Here is a 21493-nt window from a genome sequence, read left to right as displayed (position 1 = left end):
TTGGCCCATGAGCCCAGATTGACCGGTGCATTACTGCCGATGATCGGCAGTAATACGCAGCGAGCGGGATTCGCTAAGTCGCTGGGAATAATCGCTGTTCTCGACAAAACCGGCCCGATGCTGCGCACCATTTTGTTGTGCACGCCTGCCATGTTCGGTAAGGACTTTTACATTATCCTCGCCTTATGCTTTCGGCCAAAAGGAAACTTTGATGTTGCTCCTTGCGGCCCTTGGCCTGATTGTTGTCGGTTTCATTTTCCCGCCTGCGTGGCTGCTGGTGATCGGTGGGCTGATCTATTTCGTGGCCTCGCACAAAAGCCGCCGAGACAAAGCCGTTGAAAGCCGTGTCAAACGAATGGTGTCAAAGGGGCTGGATCAAGCGCTGTCGAGTGACCTGTTTTTCGAGGCGGCGCGATCCTATGCGGTGTCCAAGGGGGCGAGGGCCCCTGAGAAGGACGCAGCCTCGACCCATATGCTGGTGGATGGTGAGATGTATTTCGTTGTTTTCGCCCGCGCAGCGCAAGGGGGCACGATGATCTCGGTCAGGCCCAAGGATGAGGGTCGTACCGAGGTGATGGGGCATGTCACACCGAAAAAACCGCAACGGCGGCAAGCCAGGCAAGACGGGTCCGCCCCGCGCGAAACTGCGGCAGGCGATGCTGGCGTGCAGTCCTTCGAGGTGGGCAGCGTTGCGTTTGAGGGCGACCCTCACAGCGAAGAGACGATGCGCAAGATCGGGTTCAAAATTATCAGAGAAGTGGATCATCGCCTGAAGATGGATGAGCAATCTTATCGCTATGTCATGGAAGAGGCTGAATGGGTCGCGGACCGAAATGAGTTTTGTCAGGAGTTGCTGGAGGAAACCGGCCTGTTGGCGATCGAGTATTCCGGCGCACGGGAGTGGGGTAAGGACCTGTCTGACGAACGGGTAGCCTTGCGATACATGGAAGACGAGGTTTGGCCGGACCTTCGGGCGCACATGGGCGAGACTCGGGCGGAGTGCATCCGCGCGGTGATTTTCGGCGGCATATTGGAGTGCAACCGCATTGGCGTTGAGGCAATGCGTGGACAACATGCCGTTGCCGCTAGAAGAATACTGACCCAGGACGGTGATCTGGAGGCCGCGGAAAAGTGGCAGCAGGTGATTGAAACAGTGCTGGAACGCCGGGCGCTCACATCCTGACGCGGGGAATTGATGATGTTTGGGCGGACCTGGCCGATGATGGCTACAATCTCAGGCACAACCAGTTGTGGGGCCGCTTCGGGCCGGTGGCGGTCGTTAGTCCACGAATGACGGACCGCGGTTTTTTCCCTCGCAGCCGCGATTGATTGTTCGTCAAAGCAACCCATCCCGCTCGCACTTCGTGCGGCGGAATTGGGGCCATGCCACAGCTGTTCACCGGGCTGCGTAAGCCGCGTCTTGTTCGTGCCTGTCTGGCTGGCGGCCCGTGCCGTCCGACGCTGCAGGCGTGACCCGGGACGGACGCGATGCGGCGTCGCTGTGCCCGTTCAAAACGGGATATCGTGATGGCCGTGCCACCTGATCCGTCAATCGCTGATCACCGCATCGGCTTCCAGTTCGACCAGCCATTCGGGGTTTACAAAACGGTCAACGGCCATGATCGTGTCGACCGGTCGCACTTCGCGAAAATACTCCTTGCGCACGTCGATCGCCGCCTGCCAGTTGTCGATATCGGTCAGGATGACCCGGGTGCGGACCACATGATGCAGGCCCGAGCCGGCCTGTTCGAGCGCAGTCTTGATGATTCCTATGCATTGCCGGGTCTGCGCGGCCACATCGCCGATGCCGACGGTCTTTCCGTCCGCATCGACCGGAGCGGTGCCGCCAACGTAGACGAATGGCCCGACGCGTACCGCACGGGAAAACCCAACGACGGCTTCCATCGGGTTACCATTGGATACGAGTTCTCGGTCAAGATTCATGCTATGATCCTCTTTGGCTGCGTGTGGACCGGCAGGTCCGCGCACCCGGAACTCTAGGAGGAACGGATGGCGACACAAACTGAATTCGATGCCTGGAGTGCGGGGCAGAGCTATGAGCATTACATGGGCCGCTGGAGCCGCAGGGTCGCCGCCGAGTTCCTGCGCTGGCTGAACCCGCCCGCTGACAGGGACTGGCTGGAGGTGGGGTGTGGCACCGGGGCGCTGACCCAGTCCATCCTGTCCTTGGCAGCGCCGAAATCGGTTCTGGCGACCGATCAATCCGCGGATTTCGTCACGCATGCCGAGGCGGAAACACCGGACGGCCGCGTGACCTTCGGGGTGGCGGATGCGATGCGACTGCCATGTGCCGACGCCTCGGTCGATATCGTGACCTCGGCGCTTGTGCTGAATTTCATTCCTGACAAGCCGGCGGCGCTGGCCGAGATGTGCCGTGCTCTGCGGCCCGGCGGGGTGCTGTCCTTTTATGTCTGGGATTATCCGGGCGGCGGGATGGGCTTTATCGATGCTTTCTGGCAGGCGGCTGCCGAGATCGACCCGAAAGCCGCCGAACTGGACGAAGGCAGGCGGTTTCCGTTCTGCACGCGGGATGGGCTGACGCAGCTATGTGATCAGGCCGGCATTGCCGGCGCCACGGTCGCCCCGATCCAGATCGAAACCCGGTTCCCGGATTTCGACGCTTTCTGGCACCCGTTCACCTTGGGCGCAGGACCGGCCCCGGGATACTGCTCAACCCTGCCAGAGAACCAGCGCATGGCACTGAAACGTCACCTGGCAGGCAAGCTGGGAACCGACGGTCCCATCATTCTGCCCGCCCGGGCCTGGGCGGTCAGGGCACCCAGACCCGTCTAACGGTTTTCTCCGGGGCGAGCGCAGATGGTCCGGGCCGCCAGCGCCACAAGCGACGAACGATCGTCAATACATGTCGGGCGAAGGACAGTTCTCGGCCCGGGCAAGGGCGCGGCTGGTCAATGGAAAGACGCCTTTCGGGGCAAACCGGACAGGCCTCGCGATGCCCTGCCACCCACTGCACCTGCGCGGTTGCTGGGGGCGGAAAAGGTTGCGGCTCAGAACGTTGCGCGCGGGCGCAGGCCGACAACAGTGGCGGTCGTCCTGCCGGTGTTGGCGATCGGGTTCTTGATCATCTGGCGAGACGGGGTGATGGCGATGTTGTCCAGACGTTGGAACCGAGAATGAATCTCTCCGGTAACCTGTTCCTGCAACCCGTCACCGGAGGGTTCCCCCAGGCAAGACCGATGCCGAGCACGTCGCGCGCCTTGCTGGCCGTGGTGTCAAACCCGAAACCGATGCCAACGGCGACGTCTTTCTTGAACAATATTGCGTTGCCGTCGGAAATGCCCGCGATCAGGAATGGCCTGACCCTGTCATCCAGCATCAGTTTGCTGGCGACCAGATGGGCGCCATAGCGTTCCGGCACACCGCCTGCTTGCGGGCGTCCTGATGCAAGAGGTTGACGCGCATCTGATGCCAGCGGGCCCGCTCCGGCGTGGTCAGATACCAGCGGAATTCGACGGATTTCAGAAGCTCTTTCTGCCTGATCGTATCGAGCGGGTTGTCTGTCGTCTTGGCATTGGCATCGTAAATGTCTGCCGGGGCCACGAATTTCCGCGTGAACTGATAGGCGATGCCGCCCCCGATGCTGCGGCCGGGAAAGGCGCGGGTGTTGCCGGCCTGCAGAGCGGTGTTCTGAAACCCGCGCTTTGGCGGAGACAGTGCATGCGCGCCATACCACCCGACGCTGCTGATCTTGCCGACAATGAACCGCAGGCGCCCGTCCAGCAGGGCCTGGCACCAGGCCAGTTCCGACAGGTTGGCGCTGCTGTCGTCACCAAAGCCCGTACCGACCAGCGTGCCGCTGCCTAACTGGTTGCTCAGATTCGAGGGGGGCATATCGGTGCTCAGCGTCGAGCGGTTTTCGATCCGAAAGGTCAGACGGCCCGTGCTTTTCGTTTCACCGGCGTTTGGCGTCAAACCACGGCTGCAACGGTTTGCCGGGGATACGAATGGTCGACCCGGCGCTGATGTCGTCCTGATGGATGTCGTCGGTGACGCTGTCGCTCCCTTCCAGCGAAGGGGAGGCGCCGTATCGCCGTGCAGCTTGATCAGATGGTTGCCAAAGGCGATGGGAATGGTGCCGTCGGACAGGATGTTCAGGTTCGCCGCGCCGGCCCATGCGCCGGATTTCCCAGCCGGTGGTCGCGTCCACCTTGGCCACCCAGGGTCCGGGCGGCACCTGCTCTGGGCCGGCGGGTTGTTGCCCCGGTCAGGTGCAACTCGCCGGGATAGCGGTTGGCCATGAACAGAACACCCTGATAGCTGCCGCCGGCGTGCCAGGCGTAGACGTTGTCCGGCCCGTCCATGCTGCCCAGAAAACTGGCGCAGGGATACAACTGGCTGCGCGTGGCATCGGCTACCTCTGCACCGTTGAGCGACTTGAAATACCCCGGTGTCTCCGGTCTAGGGGCGCAGTTCCATTCCCCGGCGATCCCGGACAGATCGCCGGGAATTGGTCCATTGGCCCGATTGGCACTCTCCTGGGCGTTCGCCGCGATCGCCACCGGACCCGATGTCCAGTACGAGACCTACCAGCGGGATCAGCAGGCAAATTGACGTTGCGCGCCCAAAAAACGGTGTACCGGTTTTCGCTTTAAGCGGTGCGTTCGTGGATCAGTTGCGACGGTGTGCGTCCGGTCAGGCGCCGCACGGCGCGGGCCAGCGCGGACTGCTCTGAATAGCCCAGCCTTTCGGACAATTCCGCCAGCGACAGGTCCTCGGATCCTATATGCGACAACAGCGGTTTGCGCCGTACGATATCCAGTTGTTCGGAAAAGCTGGCACCCTCGCGCGCCAGTTGCCGCTGCAGGCTGCGCACGCTGGTTTCGCCGGCCCGGGCAAGCCGTTCGATACCGGGTTCGCCGTCATGCAGCATGGCGGCGATGACCGCCCGCATCGAGGCGGCAAGGGGACGGTCCTCGGCAAGTGGTGCGCTCTCTTGCGCTGATGGGTTTGCCATATGGTCACGCGCGACGGTCCGGAACGGGTTGTGGGCCGCCCAGCCATCAATGGCAATCGCGAGTTTGGACATCCGGCCCATGGTTGCGCACCAGGCTGGTCAACAGCTCGATGCCATTCAGGATCGGCACAGGATCAAGCGTGGACAGGGCATACCCCTAGCCGAGATCGGCGGCCTTGAGATAGGGCATCGTGTCGTGCCGGTTGACCTCTATCCACCGCCCCAGGGGCAGAACGTTCGCGGGGTGGATCAGAGGGGTCGTTTTCGAAATTGTCGATGTGCGATCAGTATATTAGGAGGTTTCGCCGGGTGGAACGCCCCCTGTATGTCCGGGGGCCGCTGCAACGTGCAAGGCCTCGGTCCGGCCCCCGAGACGGGCCGTGCCGCCCCCTCCTGGGGCCCCTTGGCGTTTGCCGGATGGTTTTCCGACCGAAGCCAAAGCCTTCGCATCCGCCGTCACCCGGCTAGAGCGCCGGCACTTGCCGGGGAGCGTCGTATGTGTGCCGACCCAGATCGGCTGTCAGCGACGGGTGCAGGTCGCCGGCGGAATCGGTGACCAGGGTTGGCTCGAAATGCCCGCGCAGATGTCGAGGCAGATCGATCAGCGGCTCATAGAGTTGGCCCAGCGGCTGGGTCGGCGACCAGTAGGTGCGCGGCTCGGCCCGTATCCGTCCCGGCAGCAGGCTGATGTTGTTGCGCCCGAACCCCGGCAGGCCCAGGCGCAGACCCTGCAGTATGAGGTTCAGCATCTGCGGTCCGGACAGGCTGTCCCAATAGCGCCGCAGAAACCGCACCGAGCGCGCCGCGATGCGCCGCCGTGCCCAACTGAGATCGTTTATTTTTCTAACAAAATCAATTACTTTTGGCGTCGGGTCGCGCGGGCGTGTGACCATCGTCACGCCGTCCATGTCGCGCAGCCGAACATTTGGCAGCAGCACTCTTTCGGACAGACAGCGGTGAAATTCGGGGGTGCCCAGCAGCGGGATGGTCAGGCTCATGAAGGCGGGCATCGGCACGCGGTCGTGATCGATGATGAAATCCAGCTGTGCCTGCATGTCCGACAACCGCTGACTGGCCGGATCGAACATCAGCCCGAAATGATAGACCAGTCCGGCGGACAGGCACATCTCCATGGCGGCAAGTTGCGGAACGGCCAGATTTTGCCGCTTGCCGTATTTCGCCAGCTGTTCCGGGTCCAGGCTCTCGACGCCGCTGAACAGCCCGACACAACCGGCCTGTTTTGCGTCCCGCACATTCTGTTCGCGGGCAAAGAAATCGTTTGTGACCAGGGCGATCCACCCTTTGAACAACCCCTGGCGCCAAAGGCGTTCCAGCATCTTAAGCCTGGCGCGATAGACGCCGCGGGCGCAGCCGTAAAAGTTGTTGTCGATGAACAGGACGTAGCGGCCCTTGGGCTGAACGCGGATCTGGTGTTCGACATAATCCGTTGAATAGGCCCTGAATTTGCGGTTTTCGCCGGTCAGGGCACAAAACGAGCAGCGGAAATTGCAATTGCGGCTGGCTTCGACATAGTTGACCGGGCTTTTCCAGCCCAGCAGGTCAAAGCGCGGCAGCATCTCGGGGGCGACGCAGTCCGTGCCCAGCACGTCGCCTGCGATCCGGCGAAGCTCTTCGATATCCCCCTCGCAGGCGAAATCGAAGAATTCAGCGGTCAGGGTCGGCAGAGAGCGCACGGCCGGCCCGCCGGCAACCACCACCGCATGCGGTGCCAGCGCCCGGACATGGGCCGTGATGTGCCGCATCCGGTCCAGCGCAGCGGTCACGCCGGTCAACACCACCATATCCGGCCATGCCAGCAATTCGAGATCCTGCAGCGGGCCGCCATGCACTTCGGAATGCAGCCGGATGTCGACCCGGTCGCGATGAAAGGCCCCGGCGAGAAAGGCATGCCCGACGCCTTGCGGAAAAAAGTTCGGGCGTCCCTGATATTGGCGCATCTCGTCGAAATGGGCGATGACCACGAGAACTCGTGGTTTGCGGGAAAACGTCTTCATCAAAATGACCTCAGTAAATGCGGCGCGGTGTGGTCGAATGGGGTTCGGTCGGTCCGGTCATCCAGGGCAGCGTGTCGGCTGTGCTCAAGAACCGCTGGACAATGTCCTGAATCGCCGGACCGTCTGTATCGAGACGGCCGACCAGGGCCGGTTCCTCGGTTATCGGGGTCGTGTGGGTGCCCGCGACCGATTGCAGCCGCTGGGCGGCGGCAGCGGCGGCGATGCGCATTTGCAGATCGGTGGCTCTGGTCAGGCTGATGCGCCAGTGCCGGGCCGCGGCGCTGAGATTTCCGTTCAGGGCGGCCAGATCGCCCTTGCAGCGATAGAGATAGGGCTGCCCAATCGGGTAGACACGGGCAAAGACGCGCAGTTTCTGCGTCGCCGTGCTGGCCAGCCCGATGATGTCATCGGCGGTTTCGGGTGAATTGTGCGTGACATGCGACAGACAGGCGTCAAAGACGGCCACCAGTGCCGGCAGGGTCCGCGATTTCATGCCCGGGTCCAGATCGGCCAGGTCCTCACGCGCCACATCGATCCACGCGGCTGCCGCATCCGGCTGTCCGGCCTCGCAGGCGGTGATCGCCAGCACGCCGGCAGCCTCGACATAGTGGACCAACTCTAATTCGCGGGGGCTTGCGTCCATCAGTTCTTCGAGCCGTTCCAGGGTTTCTTCGGTCGCTGTCTGCCGCCCGATGCAGCGGTTGCCGCGCAGCCGGCCCAGAAGGGCGCAGCCCAGCGCCTGCATATCGTGGCGGGCAGAGCTGGTCTCTTCCAGCCGGTCCACAAGCGCGTCCCACACGTGAACATCGCGAAAGGCCGGTGTCAGCGCCCAGGGTGAACAGATCAGTTCGAAACTGGCCGCGTTTTCGCACCATAACCGATGGTCGCTGATGGTATCCGCCCCCGCAAGCCCGTCCAGAAAGGCATCGCGCGCGCTGTTCCATTGGCCGATTGCGGTGTCATACAGCCCCGAGAACAGCGCCACCCGGCTGCTGGCCGTGGGGTCGTCGACGGCCTCGGCCAGGGCCGAAGCGCGGCGCAGATAGTAGCGGGCCTGCCGACGCAGCGGGATGACGCCGCAGATCGCTCCCAGTCCGGCGGTGTTGATCGCCAGCGAGGGTGTCGCCACCCCCAGATCGGCCGCGAAATTCGCCGCCGACAGCGCGGAATGCAGCAGCCGCTTCTTCTGCCCGCTGAAATAGAAGATGTGGATCAGCATCTCATGCGCCTGTGCAGCCAGCTCCGGGCGGAGCAGGTCTTTGCCGGCAGGGCGGGTGCCGTCCATGGCGATCCGGCGTGGCCAGAGGCGGTGGCGGCATTGGCGCAGGACCTCCTTGGCCAGCCCCAGAGCCACCGCGCCGGGGCTGAGCGGCAGCGGCAGGCCGAGATTGGCCAGCCCGATGCGAAACGCGGCTTCGGCCTCGGCCATCTGACCGAGGCCGCGCTGCGCAATACCCAGCATGATGTGACAGCGGGCGTCGCGCATGCGGTCGCGCGGCAGATCCGAGGTCGACAGACGTTCGATCAGTTCGGAGAGCAACGAGATCGCCGAAGCATTGTCGAACTGGCGCAGACGCAGGGCCGCCACACGTTCAAGATAGGTCGCCACCTTGGCGGCGTCGTCAGCGAGGCGCCAGTGGTTCAGCAACAGCGGCAGGGTCTCGATGGTGTCCGCACCCGATCGCGCCTCAAGCGCCTGCGCGACGGCGGCGTGGGTCTCGACCTTTTGCTCGGATAGCAATCCGCCATAGACCAGATCGCGAATGATCTGATGCCGAAAGGTCAGGTCGGTCGGGTGATCCTTGTCGCGCTGGAACAGACGCAGTTCGAGAATTCGTTCGATTGCCGCGGCAACGTCTATGCCGCTATCCACCAGCGGCGCCAGGCGGGCCAGTTGATCGGGGTTGAAACGCAGGCCCAGAACGCTGGCGATCTTGAGAACCCGCTGGGTGTTGGGCGCCAGCGAATCCACCCGCCGCAGGATCGCCGCCTCCAGCAGCTTGGGCAGTTCGACGCCGTCGCTGTCCTGCGCCCATCCCGGCAGCCGGTCGCTGGGCATAGCGGCCGCCAGATGGCACAGTTCCTCGACAAAAAGCGGCACGCCGTCGCTGGTCTGGACGATGAATTGACGCAGCGGTTCGGACAGGTGGTCATCGCCAAAGTGGTGGCGCGCCAATTCGACGATAGCGGCTTCGCCAAGCGGCGCCAACGGGATGTCGTGCAGAACGCGATCCTTGTCCGCCAGGCCGGTCAGTTCGGCCATCAGCACCTGACGGTTGCGCGCGGTGACCAGCACCAGCAGCGGTGGCGCGGCGCGGATGATATCGGTCAGCAGCGCGCGCGAGTTGTCATCCAGCCAATGCGCGTCCTCGATCACCAGAACGCGGATCTTCTCGCGCATCTCGTACAGCAGGAATTGCCGCGTCAACTGGCGCAGATTCTCGGCGCGCACATTGCTGGCCATGCTGGCGGTGGCGCGGGTTTCGGGCAGGTTGAGGTCGATGATATCGTTCAGGAGCGGCGCAAAGTCGGTATCGCCGATCGCGGGCGCGAGACGCGCCAACATGCCGGTCGTGTCGGTTTCGCCGAGCGTTCCGTCCGGAGGAAGGCCCAGGCAGTTGCGCAGAATACGCCGCCAGGCCAGATAGGGCGTCTGACGGTCCAGCGCATCGGCCACCCCGCGCGCGACGTGGTCGCGGGTGTCGGGGCTGCCGGCCAGAAAGGACGCGACAAGGGTCGATTTGCCAATGCCGCCCTCGCCATGGATCATGGCCACCCGGGTACCGCTGCGGCTTTGTTGCAGCAGCGTGTCCAACAGGCTGCGCTCGGCGTGGCGGCCAACGAAATGACTGCTCAGGGGCGGTGGGTCCGGGGCCGCGTGGCCGGTCGGGATATAGGTCTGGATCTGCTGCCGGATGCCGGACACATGCACCGGCCAAGGGCCGTCAAAACGGATCGACCGCAGGCTGTTCTCCTGAGCCGCCTCATCCGCCAGGATGCGCCCGGCGGCAACATCGCGCAGTCGCGCCGCCAGGTTCACGGCGGCGCCGATGACGGTGTAATCCCGGCAATGCGCCGCGCCGAACGGGCCGCAGAACACCCGACCCGCCGTGATGCCGGCCGAAGCGCCGAACCCGTCCTCATGCGCCAGTGATTGCAATCTCATCGCCGCCGCGATTGCGCGCCAGTCCTCGCTGCGGTCGGCCTGTCCGGGCAGGCCAAAGGCGCTGTCGATCACCAGCAGGCCGCGCCGCAGGGCCAGGCGCAGAACCACACCGCCCTGCCGGCGAACAATCTCTTCGACCCGGACCGCCGTGGCGTTCACTGCCGCAAGATCCCGTTCGGAACCGCGCAATTCGAACTGGGCGAACAACATCGTGACCCGGCGCAGTTCGCCCATCCAGTCCAGCAATGCCGAGTCCAGCCGGGCACGCACCGGGGACAGCAGATAGGCGTGCAGAGCAGACGGATCGATCCTGGCCTTTATCGCATATTGCGTTTCAGCAAAGCCCGTACCACCGCCCCGCCCGTCGATCAGGCGGGCGACGCGGTCATCGCGCGCCTCGGTGCGGAACTGTGCCTGGACGCGGGCGGCCGCCGATGGCGAAATCAGCACCTCTCCGGGGCCGGCCTCGTTGGTCAGCCGAGTGGCCTCTTCCAGCGCGTCACCGGCCGGCAGCAGAAACAGCTGCCGGTCCGGGTGCCCAAGGTGGATCAGGTCAATGCTGCCGGCGCCGATCGCGATCCGCACGTCAAGGGTCTGGCCCTCGACCTGGCGCGGGCTGAAATTGCGCCGGACCTCGGTGGCGCAGGCGCAGCAGGCCAGCAGGGGCGCGGTGCGCCGCTGATCTTCGGTCGCCCGCCAGCCGACAATCACCGAGTCGCCCTCGTAGCCCAATACCATGCCGCCGTGTTTTTCGATGGCCATGACGAGGTCCGAAAAGAACCGCGTCAGCACGCGGTTGATCTGTTCCGCACCGGTGACGCCAAGGCGGGACAGCCGCACGGTCAGGCCCGTCGAACCGGAAATATCCACAATCAGAACCGCACCGTCAAAGGTCTCGATGCAAGGTGTCGTTGCACCGTCAAATGGGATGCGCGACCACTGCAGCAGGGCCGGAGGGAGGTATTGTGAACCGATCATAATCCTTACTGTTCTAAAAAATAGGCGCGCGTAATAAGGGAATTGTCCACACCAAGCCTAGCATCATTGGTGGTCACCACAAAATTCAATCCACCTGCGGCCCGACCGGTTCGGCCGTGGTCCCGGGCGGGGCGAAGGGAAAATAAGGTGAATTGTGTGACTTGCGTTCAGTTCTCGTGCGGGTTGACCGAAATCGGAAATCACCGGATCATTGGAGCACCAGCTAAAGATTTACGATTCGTTTTTGCTTTCCTTTTCGAAGGGGATTTTGTCATGCCTGACTCCAATGCCTATTTTGGCGCCATCGACACCGAGACGATGGGCTTTCTGCACAAGTCTCTGGATGACTTCTTTCAAAGCTACGATCCCGCCCGGCCGACGATCATTTTGCTGCCCGGCGGCCTCGGGTCGGCGCTGCACCAGTCTTGGTCCGCGTTCAACGGTACGCCGCAACCGATCAGCGCTTTTCGCCGTGTGATCTGGGTGGATCTGGGACTGTTGTTCGGCGAAGCGCATCAGCTGCCGATCGACGATGCCGGGTTCGACACCCAGGATCGGATCGTCGTCGCCGAGGGCGATCTGGATTTCTGTTTCGTCCATCCTTATCGGGACGCGATCACCTATTTCCGCGATCACCTGAACATAAACTTGCTGGTCTTTGGCTGGGACTGGCGGCGCAAGGTGATGACCTCGGTCGGCTATCTGACCCAGGTGTTGCAGACGATGATGGCCCGGTCGCTGAACCTGACCGGTCAGAACATGCTGCACGATACCTATCTGGTCGGACACAGCATGGGGGGCATGGTGGCCAAGCTGTTGCTTTCCAGTCAGCCGCAGCTGGCAGACGACCTGCGCGGCATGATTTCCGTCGGCTCGCCCTTTTACGGCTATTTCGGCCAGCTTGACCGGTTCTATAACGGCGTCAAATATTTCAACGATCTCTATACCGCCGCGACCGTGGCGCGGATCACATCGTCCTGGCCGGGCATGTACAGCCTGCTGCCGATCGATCTGCCGACCTATCAGCAGGCGCATCAGCAATTGGGGCTGGCGCACTATCCGGTACTCAATTCCGGCAACGGCCTGCCTGTGGACCCCTATAGCGCCAACACATTCCCGCGCTATCCGAACTGGGTACGCACCGGCGAGATCCCGCGCGGCCTGATGGTGCGGCACATGCTGGCGGCGCCGCTGTCCGGCAGTCTTGGCGGGCGGGTATATCATCTGCGTGTCAATCAGCCGAACACGACGCTGGTCAGTGCCACCTGGAATCCGGGCCTGCCGCCGTCCTATACGCCGGGCGTGACGCCGTCGCCGATCGACTTTGCCATGGGCGGGGGGGACAACACGATCCCGCACTGGTCGGCGGCGCTGGCCTCGACCCCAGCAGAGAACATCACCGATTTCCCCGCCGGCGAGCATGCGTATCTGATGGAAGAGCGGCCCATCCTGGCCAAAATTGCTGAGCTTGTCACGGGCGAGGCGATCACCGAGAGGGTTGTTACCGAGGTTCTGGGCGAACGGGACGAGGTTGCCTCGCATGACGAAACCGATCGGATCATCCAGGCTATCAAGGCGGGTGAAATCACCCGGTCACGACCCTATGAGAAGGGTAGCAAACAGATCGTCAAGCCGTCTGTCCTGCGCCGCATCTCGCAGGAATACGCGATCTGAACCGGCCGTTGCGCGGGCGGCATGAATTTCCAAAGCGGACAGGCGGGGTCAGTCCGGGGTGGCGGGCGAATACTGATCGTCAGTCACCGGCTCAAGCCAGGTCGCGGTGGAGCCATCCAGTTCCTCCTGAATGGCCAGATGGCTCATCGCCACATCCGGCGCCGCCCCGTGCCAGTGCTTTTCGCCCGGTTCGAACCAGACTGTGTCACCGGGTCTGATGGTGTGAACGGGGCCGTTCCAGCTTTGCGCCAGGCCCAGACCGGACAGCACCACCAGCGTCTGGCCCAGCGGATGCGTGTGCCAGGCGGTTCGGGCGGCGGGTTCAAAGGTGACGATGAGCGACCGCACCCGGGCAGGCTCGGGCGCTTCGATCACCGGGTCCAGCCGGACCCTGCCGGTGAAGTATTCCGCAGGGCCAACGCCCGAAGGCCGCGACCCGCTGGTCTTGATGTCCATCGCCAATACCCTTTTTGCCATAAAGCCCTGATCGGTTCCGCGATCCTAGACCGAGGAGGCGCCGACTGGAAAGGTCGATTCAGGTCAGGCGCCGCTTGCGTGGGCGCGTCGGGGCAGGGGGCGTTACTGGCTCAAACCACCATGCAGGGTCGGCATGTCCAGCGCCGAAAACCCGTAATGCCGCAGCCAGCGCAGGTCGGAATCAAAGAACGCGCGCAAATCCGGAATGCCGTATTTCAGCATGGCGATGCGGTCGATGCCCATGCCAAAGGCAAAGCCCTGCCACAGCTCGGGGTCGATGCCGCCGGCCTGCAGGACCTTGGGATGCACCATGCCGCTGCCCAGAACTTCCATCCAGTCATCGCCCTCGCCGATGCGCAGCTGTCCGTCGATCCACGAACATTGAATGTCCACCTCGGCCGACGGTTCGGTGAATGGAAAATGGCTGGCGCGGAACCGGGTCTTGATGCCGTCGATCTCGAAAAACGCCGAAAAGAACTCTTCCAGCACCCATTTCAGGTTGGCCATCGAGATGTCCTTGTCGATGGCCAGACCTTCGACCTGGTGGAACATCGGGGTGTGGGTCTGGTCATAGTCGGCGCGATAGACGCCGCCGGGGCAGATGATGCGCAGTGGCGCGCCGCGGGCCTCCATGGTGCGGATCTGCACCGGGCTGGTATGGGTGCGCAGAACATGCGGCGGGCGATTGTCGCCTTTTGCCCGATGCATATAGAACGTGTCCATCTCGGCCCGGGCCGGGTGGTGGCCGGGGATGTTCAGCGCGTCGAAATTGTACCAGTCGGTGTCGATACGCGGACCCTCGGCCACCGAGAATCCCAGCTCGGCAAAGATCGCGGTGACCTCTTCGGTGACCTGCGACACCGGATGTACCGTACCCTGGCCACGGCTGCGCGCCGGCAGGGTCACGTCCAGCCATTCGGTGCGCAGGCGTTCATCCAGTGCGGCATCGGCCAGAGCGGCCTTTTTCGCGGTGATGGCGGAATTGATTTCGGCCTTCAGGGCATTCAGCGCCGGGCCGGCCACCTGGCGTTCTTCGGCCGTCATCTTGCCGAGTTCGCGCATCTTCAGGGCAACCTCGCCCTTTTTGCCGACTGCGGTGACGCGAATAGCTTCCAGCGCGGATTCATCCGCTGCATCTGCGATTTGGCCCAGATATTTGGCTTTCAGATCGTCCATGACGGCCCCCGACTAGTGTTCCGGACGTGCTAGCCGCCCCATGCTGCGATTGCAAGACGGCGATGGGGATGGACCGGCGCGCAGCGCCACCCTGCGGCGGGTTTGCAGCAGGACCGGTGCCGACTTGGCGCGATCAGGCCGCCAGCCCCTTGGAGCCCATGTCCAGATACTTGGTGCGCCGGTCTTGGATCAGACCGGCCCGGTCCATGCCCTTGAATTCCTTCAGCATCGCGGAAATGGCCTTTTTGACCGATGCAATGGCGCGATCCTTGTCGCGATGCGCGCCGCCCAGAGGTTCCGGGATGACCCGGTCGATCACGCCCAGCTTCTTGAGATCCTGGGCCGTCAGGCGCAACGCCTCGGCGGCTTCGCGCATCTTTTCGGCGTTCTTCCACAGGATCGAGGCGCAGCCTTCGGGGCTGATCACCGAATAGATCGAGTGTTCCAGCATTGCCACGCGGTTGGCAGTGGCAAATGCCACGGCGCCGCCCGATCCGCCCTCGCCGATGATCACGCTGACCAGCGGCACACCGATCTGCAAACAGGCCTCGGTCGAGCGGGCGATGGCCTCGGACTGGCCGCGTTCCTCGGCCCCCTTGCCGGGATAAGCGCCGGCCGTGTCCACCAGCGACACCACGGGCAGACCAAAGCGGTCGGCCATCTGCAACAGGCGCACCGCCTTGCGATACCCCTCGGGGCGGGCCATGCCGAAATTGCGTTCGATGCGGGATTTGGTGTCGCTGCCCTTTTCATGGCCGATCACCATCACCGGCTGATCCTTGAACCGCGCCAGCCCGCCCATCACCGCCAGATCGTCGGCAAAGTTCCGGTCGCCGGCCAGCGGTGTGAATTCGGTGAACAGAGCGCTGATATAGTCCTTGCAATGCGGCCGCTCGGGATGACGCGCGACCTGGCATTTGCGCCATGGCGTCAGGTCTTTGTAGAGATCCTGCAGCAGCTTGGCCGCCTTGGCGTCCAGCCCGGCAGCCTCGTCGGCGATATCCATCTCGGAATTCGCCCGTGCCAGGGCGCGCAGCTCTTCCGCTTTGCCTTCGATCTCTGCCAGAGGTTTTTCGAAATCCAGATATTGGGTCATTGCCGGGCTCCATGAATTGAATCGTATATGGCCAATGACCGAGCGGATTGCAATTCACACTGGTCCAACGGATCGACCCAAGAAGACTCGTGCGCGCCGCTGCCGGCCCGACGGACAAGCAGCCAAGGCCGAATGATCGGGCCGGTCTGCACAAGAAATCCGTTGGCAATCGGAGCAGGCTGCGCCACTTTTGCACCGTGCCTTTGATGAAAGCCTGTTTGCCATGCGTGTCCTGCTCGTTTGCCTGATCTGCCTGCTGCCCGGTCTGGCGACCGCTCAAACCACCCAGCCCACCGGCACGATCGAGGTGCAGGACAGCGCCGCGCAGGATGCGGCCATCGCCGTGCGTATCCGCGACATCCTGTCCGAACTGGAGGCCTATGACGGGGTTTCCGTCACCGTCACGTCCGGAATCGTCACCCTGCGCGGCCATACTGTCGACCGGGACGCGGCGCAGCGCCTGAACGATCTGATCAGCCGCGTCGAGGGGGTTGTTGCGATCGAAAATCAGGTGACCGAGACGACTGACGTTGTTGAACGCCTGAACCCGGCAATCGACCGGTTTCGGGCGCGGATCGCCCAGTCGGTCGCCTATCTGCCGCTGCTCAGCATCGCTGTTCTGGCCTTTGGGGGAGTCGTCCTGCTGGGCACCTTTCTGGCGCGCCTGCGGCAGCCCTGGGACCGGTTGGCGCCGAACGCCTTTATCGCCGACATTTACCGCCAGATTGTGCGCTTGGTCTTTGTCGTCGCCGGAATCGTGGTCGGACTGGATATTCTGGGGGCCAGCGCGCTGCTGTCAACCATCCTGGGCGCGGCCGGCATCGTCGGACTGGCCATCGGGTTCGCGGTGCGCGACACGGTCGAGAATTTTATCGCCTCGATTCTGTTGTCGATCCGTCAGCCTTTTCGTCCCAACGATACCATCGAGATCGGCGGCGACACCGGAAAGGTCATTCGCCTGACCAGCCGCGCCACGATCCTGCTCAGCTTTGACGGCAACCACATTCGAATCCCCAACGCCACGGTATTCAAGAGCCGAATCGTGAATTTCACCCTCAACGACGAACGCCGCTTCCAGTTCGATCTTGCCGTCGCTCCGGACACCGATCTGGCGCAGGCCCGGCGCGTGGCACTGGAGACGCTGAATGCGCTGCCCTTCGTGTTGCCCGATCCTGCGGTTTCGGCCTGGGTCGACAGTATCGGCGACAGCACGGTCTCGCTGAAGATGACGGGCTGGATCGCGCAGCACGAAACGTCGATCACCCTGGCCCGCAGCGAGGCGATCCGGCTGACCATACTGGCCTTTGACCGGGCGGGTATCGCCATGCCTGAGCCGAGTATTCGGGTGTCGGGGATGCTGCCGGAGCGCGCGGCCGAAACCCGCCCGCATGTCGCCGCCACTCCGATTCCGCCATCCCGGCCGGTTGCAGCCGCCCAAGATGTCACTGCGACCGAGAACCAGGATCTGGACCGGATCATCGCCGAGGAACGCGCCGAACAGCCACAGGATGACCTGCTCAACCGCGAGGCTCCCAGAGAATGATCAGCGAATTTTTTGAAAGATCAGGTCTTGCGCAGCCGTGCCGAGCAGCTTAATTAGCCGCTCACCGTTGGGGTGTAGCCAAGTGGTAAGGCAGCAGTTTTTGGTACTGTGTATCGTAGGTTCGAATCCTACCACCCCAGCCATCGGCCTCTCACTCAAGAAAACAAGCACCCGACGCACCCGCAGACCCCAACGGGCCCCCGTTTTCGGCCCCCGTGTTCTGGCGCGCTGTTGGCGGCTTCAGAACGGGTGTTCAGAGTGGATCGGGAGACCTCCAGTAGATCGCTGGAGGCCATCGCCACGGGTTCGAGCAAGCTGAAGTCCACACCGTTCGTCCAATGGACGTGTCCCGTTTTCGTGCCGCTCCAAGTGCTCGTTTAAGCCACTTTCCGTTCGAAAGCGACCGGGCTTTTCCAGCCCAATGCTGCGTGCCGCCGTCGCGGACCATCGAAGCCGTTGATGTATTGGAAGATGGCCAACTCCGTGTCTCTGCGCGTCTGCCACGACCTGCGCCAGATGAGCTCGGCCTTGATCGTTTTGAAGAAGGTCTCGACGACCGAGTTGTCATAGCAGTTGCCCTTGCCGCTCATCGATACCTGGAAGCCATGCTGACGCAGAAGCTTTTGATAATCGTGGGAGCCGTATTGGCTGCCGCAAGGCCACAGCCATCTTCAATGCCCGGATTACCAGGTCACGCTTCATCCGATTGCTTACGGCCCACCCAATGACCCGCCGGGAATGCAGGTCCAGGATGACAGCGAGGTATAGCCAGCCCTCACGGGTCCAGACATAGCTGATGTCACCGGCGGCCCGCTTCTGGTTCGGCTGATCTGCACGGAAGTCCCGGTTCAGCAGGTTCGGCGCGATGTTGAAAGCGTGGTTGCTGTCGGTCGTCACCTTGTATTTCTTCGATCTTTCGACCCGTATGCCATTCTCACGCATCAGTCGGCCAACACGACGATAGCCGACGTTCAGGCCCAGTTCTTTCAACTCCTCGGTCATTCTGGGGCGGCCACTCTCATTGATTGCTACGCAATCAACTGACGTGCAATGCATAGCTGCCCAGGCTGAGCCGCGACTGTTCTTTGATGTGGGCTAGGACCACCATGTCCGTTCGTTGCCTTTGACTGGCCGGACGACGGCGATAGGCGCGCAGGCCACGCGTGCTGACGCCCAGCACATTGCACATACGCTTTGCAGAAAAGGCTTCGCGATGCTCTTCGGTGAACCTGAACCTCATGGCTTTTGCCCCGCGAAGAACTGCGTTGCCTTTTTTAGAATCTCCCTCTCCTCCTTGAGAATGCGGTTCTCTCGCCGAAGCCGCTCATTCTCGCGGGCAAGGTCCAGGTCCTTATCGGACACAACATCGGCGTCTCGATGCGCCGTCACCCACTGGTACAGGGTCGAAAGCCCAATACCCAAATCCGATGCCACCTGTTTGCGCGTCAGCCCGCTGGTCAACTCGATCCGCACCGCATCAGCGCGCAATTCGTCCGCCCGTTTCGTTCCCATAGTCAGTCCNCCCACTGGTACAGGGTCGAAAGCCCAATACCCAAATCCGATGCCACCTGTTTGCGCGTCAGCCCGCTGGTCAACTCGATCCGCACCGCATCAGCGCGCAATTCGTCCGCCCGTTTCGTTCCCATAGTCAGTCCCCTTTGCTGCAATAAATGCTATCAAAGGAGCGGCATCAAACCGCGACACGTCCACTATTGAGGAAACTTCTTTTTCTTCCGGTGTTTGACTGGTGTGTCAGTGGTGAGCCGTGCAGGATTCGAACCTGCGACCCACTGATTAAAAGTCAGTTGCTCTACCAACTGAGCTAACGGCCCACTCTCTGTCGGATCGGTTGCCCGGTCCGTGTGCGCTCTCTAAGCCAATTGGTCCGCGGGGATCAACCACCTAAATCGCGTCATTGCGTCCGGATCGAAAATTTCTGCGGCCCGGGCACGGCGCTCTTCCTAGAAGCCCCTCGCAACCGGGTCAAGACCCGGCGTCGACTTTCCTGACCGTCTCTGGATTCATCGCCAAGTCGGCGCTATATGCGCAACATGCGCAGCGATGGCGAAACCGGATTGCCCTTTCTCAAGATGCATGGGCTGGGAAACGACTTTGTCGTGCTGGATGCCCGTGCCCGCAAGCTGGTGGTGTCCGACGCCCTGGTGCGGGCCGTGGCCCATCGCCATTTCGGCGTCGGCTTTGACCAGATGGCGGTGATCGGCCCGGGCAGCGGCGATGCCCATCTGACCTTTTATAATGCCGACGGATCGACCTCGGCCGCCTGCGGCAACGCAACGCGCTGTATCGCCCGTCTGCTGATCGAGGAAACCGGTAAATCCGAACTGAGCCTGAGCACCGAGCATGGGACCCTGATCGCGCGCGATGCCGGTGGGGGGCTGACTTCGGTCAATATGGGACAACCCCAGCTGGACTGGCGCCAGATCCCCCTGGCCGAGGCGATGGACACGCTGGAACTGCCGATCGAGGGCAGCCCTGTCGCCACTGGAATGGGCAACCCGCATTGCACGTTTTTCGTGCCCGATGCCGAGGCGATCCCCCTGGCTGAATTCGGTGCGCGCTATGAGTACCACCCGCTCTATCCGCAGCGCACCAATGTTCAGGTCGCCCAGATCACCGGGCCCGACCGGATTCGCATGCGGGTCTGGGAGCGCGGCGTGGGCATTACCCTGGCGTCGGGGTCCTCGTCCTGCGCCACCGCCGTCGCCGCCGCCCGCCGCGGATTGACCGGGCGCAACGTCCGGGTCGATCTGGACGGCGGCAGCCTGCAGGTGGACTGGCGCGAGGAGGGTGTCTGGATGACCGGCCCGACGGTTCACGTCTTTTCCGGCACCCTGACGCAGTCCTTTCTGGACAGCATCGTATGAGCGCGCCGAAATTCGCCACTCTGGGGTGCCGCCTGAATGCCTATGAAACCGAGGCGATGCGGGACCTGACCGCACAGGCCGGGCTGCACGATGCCGTGGTCGTCAACACCTGCGCGGTCACCGCCGAGGCGGTGCGCAAGGCACGCCAGGAAATCCGCAAGCTGCGGCGTGAAAACCCCACAGCCCGGATCATCGTCACCGGCTGCGCGGCCCAGACCGAACCGGACACGTTTGCCGCCATGCACGAGGTCGACGCGGTCATTGGCAACACCGAAAAGATGCAGCCCGCCACCTGGGCCGGGCTGGCCGGCGATTTCGGCACCGAGCCGGTGCAGGTCGACGACATCATGTCCGTGACCGAGACCGCCGGCCATCTGATCGACGGTTTCGGAACGCGCGCCCGCGCCTATGTGCAGATCCAGAACGGCTGTGATCACCGCTGCACCTTTTGCATCATTCCCTATGGCCGGGGCAATTCGCGCAGCGTGCCCGCCGGGGTTGTGGTCGATCAGATCCGGCGGCTGGTCGCGCGCGGCTATAACGAGGTCGTGCTGACCGGGGTCGATCTGACCGGCTGGGGGGGCGACCTGCCGGCACAGCCGCGCCTGGGCGATCTGGTGCTGCGAATCCTGCGCCTGGTGCCCGATCTGCCGCGCCTGCGGATCAGCAGCATCGACAGTATCGAGGTCGATGACAACCTGATGGCCGCCATTGCGCACGAACCCCGCCTGATGCCGCATCTGCATCTCAGCCTGCAGCATGGCGATGACCTGATACTGAAACGGATGAAGCGCCGGCATTTGCGAGACGATGCCATCCGTTTTGTTGCCGAGGCGCGCCGCCTGCGGCCCGACATGACCTTTGGCGCCGACATCATCGCGGGTTTCCCGACCGAAACCGACGCGCAGTTCGAAAATTCGCTGAACCTGGTTGCCGACTGCGACCTGACCTGGCTGCATGTCTTTCCCTATTCCCGGCGTCAGGGCACTCCGGCCGCGCGCATTCCAAATCAAGTGAATGGCAAGATCATCCGCAGCCGCGCCGCCCGCCTGCGCGCGGCCGGACAGGCCCAGGTGGCCCGCCATCTGGCGGCCCAGGTCGGGCGGACCCATCGCATTCTGATGGAAACCCCGCATATGGGCCGGACCGAACAGTTCACCGAAGTCGCCTTTGCCGTGCCCCAGCCCGTGGGGCAGATCGTCATCGCGACACCCAACGGCGTCAAGGACGGCCAGTTGACCGCCTGACAGACGCGTGCCGCGACGCGCAGCCTGTCCTGTGTCCCGTGACTGCAGGGCGTGGTTTGCACGATGCGCCGCCTTTGCCCGCGCTGTCCCCACAGCGATGCGCGCCGGTCGCGTGCCGGCACCCGGAACTTCCCGGGGGCATCACATGCCCTGGCCGGCACCGTCCAGCGCCCAAGGGTAACTTGCATGTTCTGCAAGTTGACGCGGAGATTTCGCATTAGCCTGAAATCCGCGTCGGGT

Annotated in this window: 16 protein-coding genes, 2 tRNA genes and 1 pseudogene; 7 read left to right on the top strand and 12 right to left on the bottom strand. The window is 63.1% G+C overall.

The features are described from left to right. Positions 1–211: 211 nt before the first annotated feature. On the top strand, positions 212–1183 hold the full coding sequence (locus tag ACFMPD_RS16080) for a hypothetical protein (RefSeq protein ID WP_380996605.1): 972 nt from the start codon (positions 212–214) through the stop codon (positions 1181–1183). Positions 1184–1548: 365 nt separating this feature from the next. Here the strand turns inward: ACFMPD_RS16080 and ACFMPD_RS16075 are convergent, their stop codons facing one another. Continuing rightward, on the bottom strand, positions 1549–1944 hold the full coding sequence (locus ACFMPD_RS16075) for a RidA family protein (RefSeq protein WP_380996603.1): 396 nt from the start codon (positions 1942–1944) through the stop codon (positions 1549–1551). A 66-nt stretch (positions 1945–2010) separates the two neighbouring features. Between ACFMPD_RS16075 and ACFMPD_RS16070 the strand changes: the two genes are divergently transcribed. Beyond that, positions 2011–2814, top strand: coding sequence for a class I SAM-dependent methyltransferase (locus ACFMPD_RS16070; RefSeq protein ID WP_380996600.1), 804 nt, complete (start codon positions 2011–2013; stop codon positions 2812–2814). Positions 2815–3103: 289 nt separating this feature from the next. Here ACFMPD_RS16070 and ACFMPD_RS16065 read toward each other — a convergent pair whose 3' ends face one another. From ACFMPD_RS16065 to ACFMPD_RS16040, 6 genes are all read right to left on the bottom strand, one after another. Continuing rightward, on the bottom strand, positions 3104–3358 hold the full coding sequence (locus ACFMPD_RS16065; protein WP_380996598.1) for a hypothetical protein: 255 nt from the start codon (positions 3356–3358) through the stop codon (positions 3104–3106). Further along, a complete protein-coding gene (locus tag ACFMPD_RS16060; RefSeq protein WP_380996595.1) occupies positions 3358–3954 on the bottom strand; it encodes a hypothetical protein in 597 nt (198 codons plus the stop codon). The genes ACFMPD_RS16065 and ACFMPD_RS16060 overlap by 1 nt, the downstream gene beginning before the upstream one ends. Before the next feature lie 179 nt (positions 3955–4133). Then, entirely contained in the window at positions 4134–4541 is a 408-nt protein-coding gene (locus ACFMPD_RS16055) for a hypothetical protein (protein ID WP_380996593.1), read from the bottom strand. An 89-nt stretch (positions 4542–4630) separates the two neighbouring features. Next, on the bottom strand, positions 4631–5068 hold the full coding sequence (locus tag ACFMPD_RS16050) for a helix-turn-helix domain-containing protein (RefSeq protein WP_380996590.1): 438 nt from the start codon (positions 5066–5068) through the stop codon (positions 4631–4633). 392 nt (positions 5069–5460) lie between these two features. Beyond that, positions 5461–7011 carry a B12-binding domain-containing radical SAM protein gene (locus ACFMPD_RS16045; protein WP_380996588.1) on the bottom strand — a complete coding sequence of 517 codons (1551 nt, stop codon included), beginning with the start codon at positions 7009–7011 and terminating at the stop codon, positions 5461–5463. Positions 7012–7021: 10 nt separating this feature from the next. Beyond that, positions 7022–11155 (bottom strand): AAA family ATPase, encoded by a 4134-nt coding sequence (locus ACFMPD_RS16040; protein ID WP_380996585.1) that lies wholly within the window; start codon positions 11153–11155, stop codon positions 7022–7024. 273 nt (positions 11156–11428) lie between these two features. Between ACFMPD_RS16040 and ACFMPD_RS16035 the strand changes: the two genes are divergently transcribed. After that, positions 11429–12829 carry a PGAP1-like alpha/beta domain-containing protein gene (locus ACFMPD_RS16035; RefSeq protein WP_380996583.1) on the top strand — a complete coding sequence of 467 codons (1401 nt, stop codon included), beginning with the start codon at positions 11429–11431 and terminating at the stop codon, positions 12827–12829. Between the two features lie 48 nt (positions 12830–12877). Here ACFMPD_RS16035 and ACFMPD_RS16030 read toward each other — a convergent pair whose 3' ends face one another. The 3 genes from ACFMPD_RS16030 to ACFMPD_RS16020 all read right to left on the bottom strand — a co-directional run bounded on the left by ACFMPD_RS16030 (position 12878) and on the right by ACFMPD_RS16020 (position 15578). Continuing rightward, entirely contained in the window at positions 12878–13285 is a 408-nt protein-coding gene (locus tag ACFMPD_RS16030) for a (R)-mandelonitrile lyase (protein WP_380996581.1), read from the bottom strand. Positions 13286–13408: 123 nt separating this feature from the next. Further along, positions 13409–14482 (bottom strand): phenylalanine--tRNA ligase subunit alpha, encoded by a 1074-nt coding sequence (gene pheS / locus ACFMPD_RS16025; protein ID WP_380996579.1) that lies wholly within the window; start codon positions 14480–14482, stop codon positions 13409–13411. 133 nt (positions 14483–14615) lie between these two features. Then, a complete protein-coding gene (locus ACFMPD_RS16020; RefSeq protein ID WP_380996577.1) occupies positions 14616–15578 on the bottom strand; it encodes an acetyl-CoA carboxylase carboxyltransferase subunit alpha in 963 nt (320 codons plus the stop codon). 223 nt (positions 15579–15801) lie between these two features. Here ACFMPD_RS16020 and ACFMPD_RS16015 point away from each other — a divergent pair, with 223 nt between their 5' ends. Together ACFMPD_RS16015 and ACFMPD_RS16010 are read left to right on the top strand one after the other, a co-directional pair. Further along, on the top strand, positions 15802–17121 hold the full coding sequence (locus ACFMPD_RS16015; RefSeq protein ID WP_380996573.1) for a mechanosensitive ion channel domain-containing protein: 1320 nt from the start codon (positions 15802–15804) through the stop codon (positions 17119–17121). Positions 17122–17189: 68 nt separating this feature from the next. Continuing rightward, positions 17190–17264: transfer RNA gene (locus ACFMPD_RS16010), tRNA-Gln, on the top strand. A 234-nt stretch (positions 17265–17498) separates the two neighbouring features. On the opposite strand, the pseudogene ACFMPD_RS16005 reads toward ACFMPD_RS16010, so the two are convergent. Continuing rightward, positions 17499–18633 (bottom strand): annotated as a pseudogene (locus ACFMPD_RS16005) (IS3 family transposase). Between the two features lie 244 nt (positions 18634–18877). Next, positions 18878–18953: transfer RNA gene (locus ACFMPD_RS16000), tRNA-Lys, on the bottom strand. A 219-nt stretch (positions 18954–19172) separates the two neighbouring features. Here ACFMPD_RS16000 and dapF point away from each other — a divergent pair. Further along, positions 19173–20006, top strand: a complete 834-nt coding sequence (gene dapF / locus ACFMPD_RS15995; protein ID WP_380996608.1) for a diaminopimelate epimerase — start codon at positions 19173–19175, stop codon at positions 20004–20006. Beyond that, entirely contained in the window at positions 20003–21253 is a 1251-nt protein-coding gene (mtaB, locus tag ACFMPD_RS15990; protein WP_380996571.1) for a tRNA (N(6)-L-threonylcarbamoyladenosine(37)-C(2))-methylthiotransferase MtaB, read from the top strand. Before dapF ends, mtaB begins: the two co-directional genes overlap by 4 nt. Positions 21254–21493: the final 240 nt, after the last annotated feature.

The organism is Sedimentitalea sediminis, assembly GCF_042687825.1.
Taxonomy (GTDB): Bacteria; Pseudomonadota; Alphaproteobacteria; order Rhodobacterales; family Rhodobacteraceae; genus Sedimentitalea.
The sequence above is the reverse complement of the archived record's forward strand: the minus strand, read 5'-3'. Positions and strand labels throughout refer to the sequence as shown.

What these genes read in the sequence shown, in the direction of transcription:
- ACFMPD_RS16015 (WP_380996573.1), top strand. Translation starts at nt 15,802, where the DNA reads ATGCGTGTCCTGCTCGTTTGCCTGATCTGCCTGCTGCCCGGTCTGGCG.
- ACFMPD_RS16065 (WP_380996598.1), bottom strand. Translation starts at nt 3,358, where the DNA reads ATGCTGGATGACAGGGTCAGGCCATTCCTGATCGCGGGCATTTCCGAC.
- ACFMPD_RS16035 (WP_380996583.1), top strand. Translation starts at nt 11,429, where the DNA reads ATGCCTGACTCCAATGCCTATTTTGGCGCCATCGACACCGAGACGATG.
- ACFMPD_RS16020 (WP_380996577.1), bottom strand. Translation starts at nt 15,578, where the DNA reads ATGACCCAATATCTGGATTTCGAAAAACCTCTGGCAGAGATCGAAGGC.
- pheS (WP_380996579.1), bottom strand. Translation starts at nt 14,482, where the DNA reads ATGGACGATCTGAAAGCCAAATATCTGGGCCAAATCGCAGATGCAGCG.
- ACFMPD_RS16045 (WP_380996588.1), bottom strand. Translation starts at nt 7,011, where the DNA reads ATGAAGACGTTTTCCCGCAAACCACGAGTTCTCGTGGTCATCGCCCAT.
- ACFMPD_RS16070 (WP_380996600.1), top strand. Translation starts at nt 2,011, where the DNA reads ATGGCGACACAAACTGAATTCGATGCCTGGAGTGCGGGGCAGAGCTAT.
- ACFMPD_RS16075 (WP_380996603.1), bottom strand. Translation starts at nt 1,944, where the DNA reads ATGAATCTTGACCGAGAACTCGTATCCAATGGTAACCCGATGGAAGCC.
- dapF (WP_380996608.1), top strand. Translation starts at nt 19,173, where the DNA reads ATGCGCAGCGATGGCGAAACCGGATTGCCCTTTCTCAAGATGCATGGG.
- mtaB (WP_380996571.1), top strand. Translation starts at nt 20,003, where the DNA reads ATGAGCGCGCCGAAATTCGCCACTCTGGGGTGCCGCCTGAATGCCTAT.
- ACFMPD_RS16050 (WP_380996590.1), bottom strand. Translation starts at nt 5,068, where the DNA reads ATGTCCAAACTCGCGATTGCCATTGATGGCTGGGCGGCCCACAACCCG.
- ACFMPD_RS16080 (WP_380996605.1), top strand. Translation starts at nt 212, where the DNA reads ATGTTGCTCCTTGCGGCCCTTGGCCTGATTGTTGTCGGTTTCATTTTC.
- ACFMPD_RS16030 (WP_380996581.1), bottom strand. Translation starts at nt 13,285, where the DNA reads ATGGACATCAAGACCAGCGGGTCGCGGCCTTCGGGCGTTGGCCCTGCG.
- ACFMPD_RS16040 (WP_380996585.1), bottom strand. Translation starts at nt 11,155, where the DNA reads ATGATCGGTTCACAATACCTCCCTCCGGCCCTGCTGCAGTGGTCGCGC.